The sequence below is a fragment of the Pseudomonas sp. B21-053 genome, from assembly GCF_026016365.1.
GTDB lineage: Bacteria > Pseudomonadota > Gammaproteobacteria > Pseudomonadales > Pseudomonadaceae > Aquipseudomonas > Aquipseudomonas nunensis.
Map to the genome: position 1 here is coordinate 892,333 of NZ_CP087205.1, position 10,451 is coordinate 902,783.

Annotated in this window: 17 protein-coding genes; 16 read left to right on the plus strand and 1 reads right to left on the minus strand. The window is 57.5% G+C overall.

Annotated elements, in window-relative coordinates:
• Nucleotides 1–7 precede the first annotated feature (7 nt).
• Nucleotides 8–436, minus strand: a complete 429-nt coding sequence (locus LOY68_RS03970; protein WP_265043037.1) for a hypothetical protein — start codon at nucleotides 434–436, stop codon at nucleotides 8–10.
• Between the two features lie 108 nt (nucleotides 437–544).
• On the opposite strand from LOY68_RS03970, the gene LOY68_RS03975 reads away from it, so the two are divergent.
• The 16 genes from LOY68_RS03975 (at nucleotide 545) to LOY68_RS04050 (ending at nucleotide 10,090) form a co-directional block, all read left to right on the plus strand.
• Nucleotides 545–835: a hypothetical protein gene (locus LOY68_RS03975; RefSeq protein ID WP_265043039.1), complete on the plus strand. Its 291-nt coding sequence runs from the start codon at nucleotides 545–547 to the stop codon at nucleotides 833–835.
• A complete protein-coding gene (locus tag LOY68_RS03980) occupies nucleotides 832–1,014 on the plus strand; it encodes a hypothetical protein (RefSeq protein WP_265043040.1) in 183 nt (60 codons plus the stop codon). The genes LOY68_RS03975 and LOY68_RS03980 overlap by 4 nt, the downstream gene beginning before the upstream one ends.
• Entirely contained in the window at nucleotides 1,014–1,328 is a 315-nt protein-coding gene (locus LOY68_RS03985) for an HNH endonuclease (protein WP_265043042.1), read from the plus strand. The genes LOY68_RS03980 and LOY68_RS03985 overlap by 1 nt, the downstream gene beginning before the upstream one ends.
• A gap of 168 nt (nucleotides 1,329–1,496) precedes the next feature.
• On the plus strand, nucleotides 1,497–1,904 hold the full coding sequence (locus LOY68_RS03990) for a hypothetical protein (RefSeq protein ID WP_265043044.1): 408 nt from the start codon (nucleotides 1,497–1,499) through the stop codon (nucleotides 1,902–1,904).
• Between the two features lie 2 nt (nucleotides 1,905–1,906).
• Nucleotides 1,907–3,598: a terminase large subunit gene (locus LOY68_RS03995; RefSeq protein ID WP_265043046.1), complete on the plus strand. Its 1,692-nt coding sequence runs from the start codon at nucleotides 1,907–1,909 to the stop codon at nucleotides 3,596–3,598.
• Nucleotides 3,598–4,995, plus strand: a complete 1,398-nt coding sequence (locus LOY68_RS04000) for a phage portal protein (RefSeq protein ID WP_265043048.1) — start codon at nucleotides 3,598–3,600, stop codon at nucleotides 4,993–4,995. Before LOY68_RS03995 ends, LOY68_RS04000 begins: the two co-directional genes overlap by 1 nt.
• A gap of 14 nt (nucleotides 4,996–5,009) precedes the next feature.
• Nucleotides 5,010–5,897, plus strand: a complete 888-nt coding sequence (locus tag LOY68_RS04005; protein WP_265043050.1) for a head maturation protease, ClpP-related — start codon at nucleotides 5,010–5,012, stop codon at nucleotides 5,895–5,897.
• Nucleotides 5,894–7,108, plus strand: a complete 1,215-nt coding sequence (locus LOY68_RS04010) for a phage major capsid protein (RefSeq protein WP_265043052.1) — start codon at nucleotides 5,894–5,896, stop codon at nucleotides 7,106–7,108. The genes LOY68_RS04005 and LOY68_RS04010 overlap by 4 nt, the downstream gene beginning before the upstream one ends.
• A gap of 43 nt (nucleotides 7,109–7,151) precedes the next feature.
• The gene (locus LOY68_RS04015; RefSeq protein WP_265043053.1) at nucleotides 7,152–7,388 is read left to right on the plus strand and encodes a hypothetical protein; all 237 of its coding nucleotides are present in this window, start codon (nucleotides 7,152–7,154) and stop codon (nucleotides 7,386–7,388) included.
• Between the two features lies 1 nt (nucleotide 7,389).
• Nucleotides 7,390–7,731, plus strand: a complete 342-nt coding sequence (locus LOY68_RS04020; protein WP_265043055.1) for a head-tail connector protein — start codon at nucleotides 7,390–7,392, stop codon at nucleotides 7,729–7,731.
• Entirely contained in the window at nucleotides 7,731–8,069 is a 339-nt protein-coding gene (locus LOY68_RS04025) for a phage head closure protein (protein WP_265043057.1), read from the plus strand. Before LOY68_RS04020 ends, LOY68_RS04025 begins: the two co-directional genes overlap by 1 nt.
• Nucleotides 8,062–8,535, plus strand: a complete 474-nt coding sequence (locus LOY68_RS04030; RefSeq protein ID WP_265043059.1) for an HK97-gp10 family putative phage morphogenesis protein — start codon at nucleotides 8,062–8,064, stop codon at nucleotides 8,533–8,535. Before LOY68_RS04025 ends, LOY68_RS04030 begins: the two co-directional genes overlap by 8 nt.
• On the plus strand, nucleotides 8,535–8,903 hold the full coding sequence (locus tag LOY68_RS04035; protein ID WP_265043060.1) for a DUF3168 domain-containing protein: 369 nt from the start codon (nucleotides 8,535–8,537) through the stop codon (nucleotides 8,901–8,903). Before LOY68_RS04030 ends, LOY68_RS04035 begins: the two co-directional genes overlap by 1 nt.
• A 63-nt stretch (nucleotides 8,904–8,966) precedes the next feature.
• Nucleotides 8,967–9,461: a phage tail tube protein gene (locus LOY68_RS04040; RefSeq protein WP_265043062.1), complete on the plus strand. Its 495-nt coding sequence runs from the start codon at nucleotides 8,967–8,969 to the stop codon at nucleotides 9,459–9,461.
• A 9-nt stretch (nucleotides 9,462–9,470) separates the two neighbouring features.
• Nucleotides 9,471–9,806 carry a phage tail assembly chaperone family protein, TAC gene (locus LOY68_RS04045; RefSeq protein ID WP_265043063.1) on the plus strand — a complete coding sequence of 112 codons (336 nt, stop codon included), beginning with the start codon at nucleotides 9,471–9,473 and terminating at the stop codon, nucleotides 9,804–9,806.
• 29 nt (nucleotides 9,807–9,835) lie between these two features.
• Nucleotides 9,836–10,090, plus strand: a complete 255-nt coding sequence (locus tag LOY68_RS04050) for a hypothetical protein (protein WP_265043065.1) — start codon at nucleotides 9,836–9,838, stop codon at nucleotides 10,088–10,090.
• The last annotated feature ends 361 nt before the right edge of the window (nucleotides 10,091–10,451 follow it).

Here is a 10,451-nt window from a genome sequence, read left to right on the forward strand (position 1 = left end):
TTTCTTCTTAGCGCGGCGAGTTGTAGCAGGCGCGGAGAGTGGCCTGATAATCCTCCATCAGTTTTTGAAGGGCTTCGGCGTTAGATGAGGGCGGGTAACTTGTAGCAACCTCAACGGAAATCCTGAGGTCGTCAACTTTGTCTCTGATTGGGTTGCATCGATCATTCTGCAGTCGTTGCAGGCTTGTCCGAGTGGATTGAAGCTGCGTTTGTAGGCTCTCGTAAGCTTGTCGCCATTCCTTAAGGTTCTGCAGCAACTCTTTATTCGCTTCTCGGTATTCCTGGTTTCTTTCGGTCAGAGAGGTTAGTGCCGTTTCCTGCTGTCCGTACTTCACTCCAACGGTCGCCACGGAGCTAAGCACGGCGCAGATAGCAGAAATCAGGCCCACGGTAAGCCAGCTGGGTCGAGTGCTATTGGGAGGTGTTCCGTCACTCATAAAAAGTCCTGGTGAAATGAATAGAGCGCGGAGTTTATCCAAAAATGACGAATTGTTCAGGTTGCGCCGCCCGGCGTGAATGGATCAACAAGATGGCGAGGCTTTCATATGAGCGAGCAGCAAAACTCTTTGAGCGTGGTGACGATAGTGCCCTCGCCGAACCAGAAGCTAGGCAGCGCACAGTTGGTGCAGGGCACCAAGGTGATGCTGAGCGACGGCAGTGAGCTGACAGGCGTTACTTCAGTCACGCTTACTGCGAACGCCGGTGGGGTGTGGCAGGCGACTATCACGGTGCTGCCGAGGATCATCCAGCCGGTTAGCGTCGAAGCTGAGTTCGTCGAGGTAGAAGTCACGGACCTGAATTCTCCAGGCCGTGAGTACGCCAAGGCGGCGGTATGACCGAGCAAGTGAGCTGCTTACTGGTCGAGATCCTCGCCGAGCAGAAGAAGCAGACGACACTGCTCGAGCAGATAGCCAAGCACCAGGTCCTGATGATCGAAGTGCTGGCCGACGAGCAGGGTGATGATGACCCTGATGCTGAGCCAACAACCTACATGGATGGGAGCAAGGTGAACTGATGGCCAGACTGACCTCAATCAAGTCGACACTGAAGCCATTCGAAGGCCGAAAGCTGGCCGCTATCGAAGAGGCTGCTACCGGTGATGGCTGGGGCTCAGGTCGTGGTGGCAGACCATGGCGGCGCAGGCGTGCTGCGATTCTGTTGCGCGATCAGTACACCTGCAAAGTCTGCGGCGTGACAACGAATCAGCTTGAGGTAGACCACATCGTCAACCTGGCCCAGGGCGGTAGCGACAATGACGACAACCTCCAAGCCATGTGCACCCCTTGCCACAAGGCCAAGACCGCCCGTGAAGCGACGGCTCACCGGTAACGGATTGATTTCTGGCACGTCTCAGGCGTGCTTCATAATGTAGAGGCACGTCACTGGCGTGCAACAGCGGAGGAGGGGTGGGGTAAAAGCTCCAGACCTTTCGTCTCGGACACCACCCCCTCCTCACGCGCAGATTTTCTCCCCCTTTTTGAAAAAGGAATTCAGCAAATGGCAGGCGTTAAAGGCAAGAGCGGGGGCGCTCGCCCCAACTCTGGCGGCGCTCGGCCGGGTGCTGGCAGGAAAAAGAAGGTTGAGCCGGAATCAGCAAATTCCTCGGCAGTCTCTGTGGAGTTCGAGGCTCAGCCTCACGGCGGCGCATTGAAGCGCGAGAGGGCGGTACCGGTCCCCGCGCCTGAGATGGATATGTTGGCCCTGCTGACCAAGATCGCGCTCGGTCAACTCGATGCGAGCCCCATCCAGGTCAGAGCAGCCATCGCAGCAGTTCAGTACACGCACGTCAAAAAGGCTGATGGCGGCAAGAAGGATGGGAAGCAAAAAGCCGCAGAGGATGCTGCTGGAAAATTTAACCGGCAGGTCCCGCCGAAATTAGTCGCAGCGAACGGTAAGCAGGTTTAACTATGGAATGGTCGACCGCATGCCCCGACTGGGAGCAACGCCTGATCGACCATGAGTCGATTATCCCCCCGCCAATTTTTGTAGAGGAAGCGGAGCGTGCGCTCCAGATATTCAAGGAACTCCGCGTTCCGGATCTGCCGGGCAAGCCAAGGATGGCCGACTGTTGCGATGAGTGGGTGTTCGACTACGTCCGCTGCATCTTCGGAGCCTACGATGCGGACACTGGCAAGCAACTGATCCGCGAATTCGGCTTGCTGATCAGCAAGAAGAACACTAAGAGCACCATCGCAGCCGGCATCATGCTAACCGCCTTGATTCTCTGCTGGCGCGAGGAAGAGGAACATCTGATTCTGGCGCCGACCAAGGAGGTTGCGGACAACGCTTTCAAGCCAGCTGCCGGGATGGTTCGCGCTGATGAAGAGCTGTCAGCGATGTTCCACATCCAGGAACACACCAGGACTATCACGGACCGAACCACCCTGAATTCATTGAAGGTCGTTGCGGCCGACACTGACACCGTTTCCGGCAAGAAGTCGGGCAAGGTGCTGGTCGATGAGCTTTGGGTGTTTGGCAAGCGAGCCAATGCCGAGTCAATGTTCATGGAGGCACTTGGCGGACAAATCTCTCGCGAGGAGGGGTGGGTAATTTACCTCACCACTCAAAGTGATGAGCCGCCAGCAGGGGTATTCAAGGAGCGCTTGGGTTACTGGCGCGATGTTCGTGACGGAAAGGTGGTGGATTGCAAGACGCTGGGGGTTCTTTACGAATTTCCAGTCCGGATGGTTGCTAACAAGCAATATCTGAACCCAGAGAACTTTTACATCACCAACCCTAACATCGGGCGCTCTGTGAGTGCGGAATGGTTAGAAGACCAGCTCAAGAAAAGGCTGGGCACCTCGGACGGCTCTCTGCAGAAGTTCTTGGCCAAGCATCTGAATATTGAAATCGGTCTTAACCTGCGCACTGATCGCTGGGCAGGCGCTGATCACTGGGAGGCTGCTGGCGACAACTCGCTGACCTTTGACGAACTGCTGCGGCGCTCTGAAGTAATCGTGGTGGGTATCGATGGCGGCGGGCTGGATGACTTGCTAGGGCTCAGTTTGATTGGTCGTGAGCGTGAGACGCGGCGCTGGCTGCACTGGGCGCACGCCTGGGCTCACAAGATCGCTTTGGAGCGCCGCAAGGACATCGTTTCAAAGCTGCGTGACTTCGAGGCCGATGGCGATCTGACGATTGTTGACCGGCCTGGTGATGACGTGCTGCAGGTGGCTGACATCATCTGCGAGGTTCGTGACGCAGGCCTCTTGCCGGACAAGCAGGCAATCGGTGTCGATTCGGCAGGTATTGGCGACATCGTTGATGAGCTGACCACGGAAGAGCGCGGCATAACCATGGAACAGATTGTTTCGATCTCCCAAGGGTGGCGACTCAACGGTGCAATCAAGACTACTGAGCGCAAAGTGGCCGGCGGTGAGTTTGTTCACGGAGGAACTCGCCTGATGGCCTGGTGCGTTGGTAATGCCAGAACGGTCGCAGTTGGCAATGCGATCGCAATCAACAAGCAGGTAAGTGGGTCCGCAAAAATTGACCCGCTGATGGCCACCTTCGACGCAACGACGCTCATAGCGCTAAACCCTGTGGGGTGTGGCGATTTACAGGGCTTTTTCGACAATCCAATTATGGTGGGGCTTTGATGGCGCGCGAAAAGAAACCCGGGCGAATCAAGGCCGCTCTTCAAGACTGGCTTGGTGTGCCCATCGGCTTAAAAGATGGTGCGTTCTGGAAGGAATGGTTTGGTAGTTCGGTCAGTGGTCAGCATGTGTCGGTCGACAAGGCGATGCAGCTGTCCACGGTCTGGGCCTGCGTCCGTTTACTTTCGGAGTCAGTCTCGACTCTTCCGCTGAAATTGTACCAACGGCTGCCGGATGGCTCGCGCGCTCCCGCCACTGACCACCCTCTGTATCGGCTGCTTTGCCGGGTGCCCAACGCGGAAATGACCCCGCAGCGCTTCATGCTGCTGGTGGTTGCAAGCATCTGTCTGCGCGGCAATGCCTTCGTAGAGAAAAAGATGCTGGCCGGCCGGATCATCGCCCTGGTGCCGCTTCTGCCCCAGTGCATGAAGGTCAAGCGCGATGACAATGGCCGACTCAAATACACCTATACCGAAAATGGAGTTGAGCGCGACATTCCAGAAAAGACCCTGATGCACATTCGCGGCTTTGGTCTGGACGGTGTTTGCGGGATGCTGCCGGTCACGACGGGCAAGGAGATTTTCGGTTCAGCCATGGCGGTGGAAGAGGCAGCCGCCAAAGTCTTTGCCCAGGGCATGCAGGCTTCCGGGATTTTGACCAGCGACAAAGTGCTTACCCCGGCTCAACGTGAGCAACTGCGTAAAAGCCTCGGATCGTTCATGGGCTCCAAGAACGCCGGCAAGATCATGGTGGCCGAAGCGGGGCTGAAATATCAGGGCATCACGATGAACCCTGAAGCCTCCCAGATGCTGGAGTCGCGTTCGTTCAGCATCGAGGAGATGTGTCGTTGGTTTCGCGTGCCGCCCTTCATGGTCGGGCACATGGACAAGCAATCCAGCTGGGCCAGTTCGGTGGAGGCGCAGAACCTGCACTTTCTAACCAATAGCCTGCGCCCGCTCCTGGTGAACATCGAGCAGGAAATCACCCGCTGCCTGATCGGCGAGGCGGATGCCGACGAATTCTTCGCCGAGTTCGCGGTTGAAGGTCTACTGCGCGCTGACAGCGCCGGTCGCGGCGCCTGGTACAACACCGCGCTGCAAAATGGCTGGATGTGCCGCAACGAGGTTCGGCGCCTGGAGAACATGGCTCCTATCCCGGGTGGCGATACGTTCACTGTTCAGTCAGCGCTCGTCCCGCTGGACCAGCTCGGCAAGCAGTCCGCAGGCATGTCACCTGCCGCCACGGCGTTTATGTTGCGCATCGCTGCAGCCAACCAGAGCGGCGACAAGGGGGCCATCCAAGAGGCGTTCGATTTGGCTTCCAAAGCGCTGGAGGCTGGAAACCCTGATGGGCCAATGATGGCTCACGCACTGATATCGCTACCGCGGCTCGCCGCTTGATCCTGGAGTAACCCATGACCTTAAAGACCATTCCGGCGGCGCCGGAGGCTCGGCCGCGCGCGCAGGTTCACTGCGACCTGACGCCGAAGGCCTTGGAGCGGTGGAATCCATCGATCAAGGCTGCGAGCACTGATGACAACTCCATCACCATTTACGACCCGATCGGATACGACTGGTGGACGGGCGAGGGAGTAACGGCAAAACGCATTAGCGCAGCGCTTCGGTCCATCGGCGACAGCGATGTCGTCGTCAAGATCAATAGTCCAGGCGGCGATGTGTTTGAAGGGCTGGCCATTTACAACCTGTTCCGCGAGCACAAAGGCAAGGTCACTGTGCAGATTCTCGGCCTTGCCGCCTCTGCTGCTTCGTTCATCGCCATGGCGGCGGACGAAATCCAGATTGCCCGCGCCGGCTTCTTGATGATCCACAACAGCTGGACCATGGCCGCTGGCGATCGCAACGACATTCGGGAGGTCGCCGACTTCCTCGAACAGATCGATGGCACGTTGGCCGACATCTACGCCGTGCGAACCGGCGATCCCATTGAAGCCATGCGCAAGTTGATGGATGTCGAGACTTGGATGGGTGGCGCTGCTGCTATCGACGCAGGGTTTGCCGACAGTCTTCTTTCGTCGGATGCCGCTATCGAAGATGTGAGCGCATCGGCGCCGCACCAGGTTGCCGCCCGCCGCATGGATCTGATCCTGGCAAAACAGGGCATGCCGCGTTCCGAGCGCCGCGCACTTATTCAAGAACTCAAGGCTGGTACGCCTGGCGCTACCACCGCCGGCAAGCAAAACGCTGCCGTAACGACGGCCGATCTGGCCGACCCCATCGCCGAACTACAAGCCGCACTTTCGCGGTTCTCGGCAGCAGCTACCCAAACCGGAGTAAAACCATGAGCGATTCCACCGCTGACCTGCTGAAGAGCGTCTCGGCTGAACTGAAAAAGGCGACTGACGATTTCAGCAAACAGGCAGAAAGCGCACTGAACGAGGCCAAAAAGGCGGGCACGCTTTCCGCTGAAACCAAGGCCTCCGTCGATGAACTGGCCACCAAATACAACTCGCTGACCGAAGCTGAAAAGCAATTGAAGGCGAAGCTGGGCGAGCTCGAGCAGGAATTCGCCCGAATCCCTGCGAATACCTCGGCCACCTCTCGCGATACCGTTGGTGGCGTGGTGATCAAAAGTGAAGCGCTGAAGCAGTTCTCCGCTCATGTCGAAGGGAATCGCCGCATCAGCATCCCTGTCCATGCCGCTCTGTTGAGCGGTAATGTCCCGACCGGCATTGTTGAGCCTACTCGCCTGCCGGCCATTGATGCGGCGCCGAAGCAGCGATTGTTCATTCGCGACTTGATTGCACCTGGCCGCACCGACTCTTCGGCGATTTTCTGGGTTCAGCAAACCGGCTTTACTAACGCCGCCCGAGTTGTGGCCGAAGGCACCGCGAAGCCTTACAGCGATATCCAGTTTGATACCAAGATCACGCCGGTGAGCACCATCGCTCACATGTTCAAGGCGTCGAAGCAGATCCTGGATGACTTTTCGCAGTTGCAGTCGACCATCGATATCGAAATGCGTTACGGCCTCAAGTACGCAGAAGAACAGGAAATCCTGTTCGGCGATGGCACCGGCGTGCATTTGCACGGCATCGTTCCGCAAGCCACAGCCTTTGATCCAGCGTTCACCGTTGAACATCAATCGGGCATCGACGATCTGCGTCTGGCCATGTTGCAGGCCCAACTGGCTCGCCTGCCAGCTTCCGGTCACGTACTGCACTTCATCGACTGGGCGAAGATCGAACTGACCAAGGACACCCTGGGCCGCTACATCCTGGCCAACCCGCTTGGCCTTGCGGGGCCGTTGCTGTGGGGGCTGCCAGTCGTTGCGACAGAAATTGCTGCGTTCCAGGGCAAGTTCCTCACCGGTGCATTCCAGACAGGTGCTCAGTTGTTTGATCGCGAAGATGCCAACGTAGTGATCTCCACCGAGAACGCCGATGACTTCGAGAAAAACATGATCTCGATTCGCTGCGAAGAACGAGCCGCATTGGCGGTTAAACGGCCGGAAGCATTCATCTACGGCACTTTCACTCCACCAACAGCCCCTTAACCAACTGTGGGCCGCCTCAACGCGGCCCTCGCTGGAGGCGATCATGAGACTGAAACTTATCAAACCGCTGCTGCTGGCGGGTGTTGCCTACCCGGAAGGGAAGGCCTTCATCACCGACGAGCAGCATGGCCGCCAACTCAAGGATCGAGGTTATGCCGAGGATGACGAAGGCGCAGACAAGCCGGTCGTTGACCTGACTGAACAACAACCGGACGCGGAACCGCTGACTACCGAAAAAGCCGAAGTGAAAACCACCGTCGGCAAAAAGAAAGGCGCCTGACATGACCGTCATCGCTATCGAGGTCGCCATGCGCCATCTGCGGGCCGAAGACTATGACAAGCCTCACGTAGAGCTTCTTCTTGCTGCCGCTGAAGATAGCGCCGCTCAATACTTGAATCGGCGCTTCTATGCAGACGCTGATGCGCTGGCTGTCGCAGTCCTTGATGGAACGGCAGGTTCTGATCCCATCGTGATTAACCCGTCGATTGTCGCGGCCTGTCTGCTGAAGGCTGGGAGCCTTTACGAGAATCGGGAAGACGATGTCGCTGGCGGTGCTTTCAGCGAACTGCCGTCGGGTTCAAAGTCTCTGTTGACGCCATACCGGATCGAGTGGGGTGTTTGATGCAAGCAGGAAAGCTGCGTCACCGAATCGAAATCCAGCACAAAATCACCCTGCGAGATCCATCCACCGGCAATTTCCTTGAGCCGGCCTGGGTGGAGTTCGCCAAGGTCTGGGCCAGCGTTGAAGATTCGTCGGCCCGCGACCTGGTGGCCGCCAAAGCTGCAAAATCTCAGGCAACCGGCCGGATGGTTATCCGATATCGCCCAGGCGTGCTTCCGACAATGCGGATTCTCTACCGCGGCGAGACCTACAGCATCGAGGGGCCTCCGCTCACCGACAAGGAGTCCGGTCTTGAGTACCTGACGCTGTTGGTGTCGAAGGGGGTCAAAGATGGCTAGTTCAATTTCCTCTCGCTTGCAGGGAGTGGCGTCAACTGTGGAGAAAATGCGCGGCCTGGCTCCAAAGCTCCAGAAAAAAGGCCTTCGCAAGGCAGCCCGGGAAGCGATGAACATCGTTCGCGATGACGCGAAGGCCCGGGGCAAGGCGCTGGACGACCCGGAAACCAAAGAGAAAGTCTGGAAAAACATAATCACCCAGGAGGCGACCAAGGAATCCCGCCGTGAGGGTGGCGTGGTGATGCGAGTCGGTGTCCGCGGTGGTGCTGGATCGAACCAACACAGCAAGAGCGCTACTGGCAACCCGGGTGGCGACACCAGGCACTGGCGCTACATCGAGTTTGGCACGCAGTTCACGCCGCCGGCGCCGTTCATGCGTCCGGCATTTTCACAAAACGTTGGCAAGGTCACAGACCAGTTTGTCGCCAGTCTCAGCCGAGAAATCGACGCTCTACTCAGGGGGAATTGATGGATCCGCCTATTTATCTGACCTGCTCAACCGATCCGGTCGTGGCGGCGCTGATCGGCGCCGGAATCGACTGCCGCATTTACTCGTTCGGCGAAGCACCGGAAGGGGTTTTGAAGCCCTACGTCGTCTGGAACCTGATCGATGGCAACCCTGAAAACTATTTGGCTGGCCGCCCAGACGCAGACGGATTCACGTTGCAGGTCGACGTCTATGCCACCAGCGCGGACTCGGCAACGAGAGTCACGGCAGCTTTACGGGATGCGCTGGAGCTGAAGGCCAACATCACCCGCTGGGGCGCTTCTGGCCAAGACCCGACGACGAAGGATTACCACCGCAGTTTTGATATCGACTGGATCACCCTTCGATAGAGCATCACCCCCAATCAACCCGCCGAGTGCGGGTTTTTTTATGCCCGACATTTGGAGAATGCCATGTCGATTCTTACCCAAGGCACACAGGTTTACGTGCTGGTGCCCAGTGCCGCCGACCCAGCGGTTTTTGAAGTACTTGAAATTGAGTGCGCAACCGCTTTCAGCCCAGGTGGCAACCCTGCGGATCAGATCGAAGTCACCTGCCTCAGTGACAAAGTTCGTCGTTATCTGCGTGGACTGCGTACACCGGGGCAGGCATCGCTGACGTTGAACGCAGATCCGCGCAACGCTTCTCACGTGCGCCTGCACCAGCTATCGGAAGACGACAGCATCGAAAGCTTGGCTTGGGCGGTAGGCTGGTCGGATGGCATTGATATTCCTCCGACCGTCAACGTTGGCGGCGATGATTTTGTACTTCCTCCTTCACGCACCTGGTTCGTCTACGACGGATACGTCGCTGACTTCCCATTCGACTTTGCTGCCAACACTGTGGTCAGTACCGCCGCAACCATCCAGCGCTCGGGCGGCTCCGCCTGGATTCGCAAAACTGCATAAGGGGATCGCATGAATCTGGCCCAACTGAAAAAAAAGGGAGGCGTCGTCGCTGACGCCCTGGTACAGCGTGATGTCGAGTGGAAGCACATCGACGCCAAGGGCAAGGAAGTGACCGACAAGTTCAAGGTACACATTCGCCGCCATGCTTTTGGCGTGATGGAGGCGATGTTCGCCGGCGGTGAAGCTGAGCGCTTTAAAAACGCCCGATACCTGTCCGCCAGCATTATGTTGGGCGAAACCGGCGGTGAAGAACTGCCGTTTGAAGATGCTGTAAATCTCGATTCTGGCCTGGGCGTTTTACTCTTGCAGGCAGTTAATGAGGTCAATAACCCTGTAAAAAACTGACCCCCGCCGATGAGTTGTGGCACGAACTGGTGCTCAACGGAGTCGGCGGGTGCACCGTCGCAGAGGCCAAGGCCAACATTTCCTACGCTGAGGTGTTGGCCTGGGTCGCCTATCGTGACAAACACGGAACGTTGGACATTGGCCGGCGACTGGAGCTGTCCACTGCGATCATCGCGCTGCAGGTGAATCGAAGTGCAGGAGGTAAGGCTGAGATGGCGGACTTCATGCCACACGCCGACCACCAGGCGCTAGCTCTTGAGAAGGCTATGGCGGAGTGGGTGTGATCATCACCATGGACGGTGATAGATTGTCAGCAATTAAATGGAGGTTGGTTATGCAAAAGGCTTACGTGCTAATGCTGGTGGTTCTGTCTGCTTCTGGTTGTGCTCAGCAACCATCAAAGCCGCCGCTCCCCGTGTCCCAAATACATCCGACGCCAGTCTGTACCGGTGAGGCGCAATGCTCGGAGATGTGGGGGCGGGCTATTAAGTCTCTGCCTGCGATCTCCAGAATGAGACTTATGACGGCCTCTGATAGCTACCTCCAAACGTTCCCTGCAAGCAAAGTCGGCTATTTGAACGGCGCCGCTTACAAGCAAGTAATTTCTGAAGGGAAGTATTCAATCAATGCAACATTCGATTGTCG

Coding starts and splice junctions, on each gene's coding strand:
- LOY68_RS03985 (WP_265043042.1), top strand. CDS start 1,014: ATGGCCAGACTGACCTCAATCAAGTCGACACTGAAGCCATTCGAAGGC.
- LOY68_RS04025 (WP_265043057.1), top strand. CDS start 7,731: ATGCAAGCAGGAAAGCTGCGTCACCGAATCGAAATCCAGCACAAAATC.
- LOY68_RS04000 (WP_265043048.1), top strand. CDS start 3,598: ATGGCGCGCGAAAAGAAACCCGGGCGAATCAAGGCCGCTCTTCAAGAC.
- LOY68_RS04035 (WP_265043060.1), top strand. CDS start 8,535: ATGGATCCGCCTATTTATCTGACCTGCTCAACCGATCCGGTCGTGGCG.
- LOY68_RS04045 (WP_265043063.1), top strand. CDS start 9,471: ATGAATCTGGCCCAACTGAAAAAAAAGGGAGGCGTCGTCGCTGACGCC.
- LOY68_RS04020 (WP_265043055.1), top strand. CDS start 7,390: ATGACCGTCATCGCTATCGAGGTCGCCATGCGCCATCTGCGGGCCGAA.
- LOY68_RS04010 (WP_265043052.1), top strand. CDS start 5,894: ATGAGCGATTCCACCGCTGACCTGCTGAAGAGCGTCTCGGCTGAACTG.
- LOY68_RS03990 (WP_265043044.1), top strand. CDS start 1,497: ATGGCAGGCGTTAAAGGCAAGAGCGGGGGCGCTCGCCCCAACTCTGGC.
- LOY68_RS04015 (WP_265043053.1), top strand. CDS start 7,152: ATGAGACTGAAACTTATCAAACCGCTGCTGCTGGCGGGTGTTGCCTAC.
- LOY68_RS03995 (WP_265043046.1), top strand. CDS start 1,907: ATGGAATGGTCGACCGCATGCCCCGACTGGGAGCAACGCCTGATCGAC.
- LOY68_RS03970 (WP_265043037.1), bottom strand. CDS start 436: ATGAGTGACGGAACACCTCCCAATAGCACTCGACCCAGCTGGCTTACC.
- LOY68_RS04005 (WP_265043050.1), top strand. CDS start 5,010: ATGACCTTAAAGACCATTCCGGCGGCGCCGGAGGCTCGGCCGCGCGCG.
- LOY68_RS03975 (WP_265043039.1), top strand. CDS start 545: ATGAGCGAGCAGCAAAACTCTTTGAGCGTGGTGACGATAGTGCCCTCG.
- LOY68_RS03980 (WP_265043040.1), top strand. CDS start 832: ATGACCGAGCAAGTGAGCTGCTTACTGGTCGAGATCCTCGCCGAGCAG.
- LOY68_RS04040 (WP_265043062.1), top strand. CDS start 8,967: ATGTCGATTCTTACCCAAGGCACACAGGTTTACGTGCTGGTGCCCAGT.
- LOY68_RS04030 (WP_265043059.1), top strand. CDS start 8,062: ATGGCTAGTTCAATTTCCTCTCGCTTGCAGGGAGTGGCGTCAACTGTG.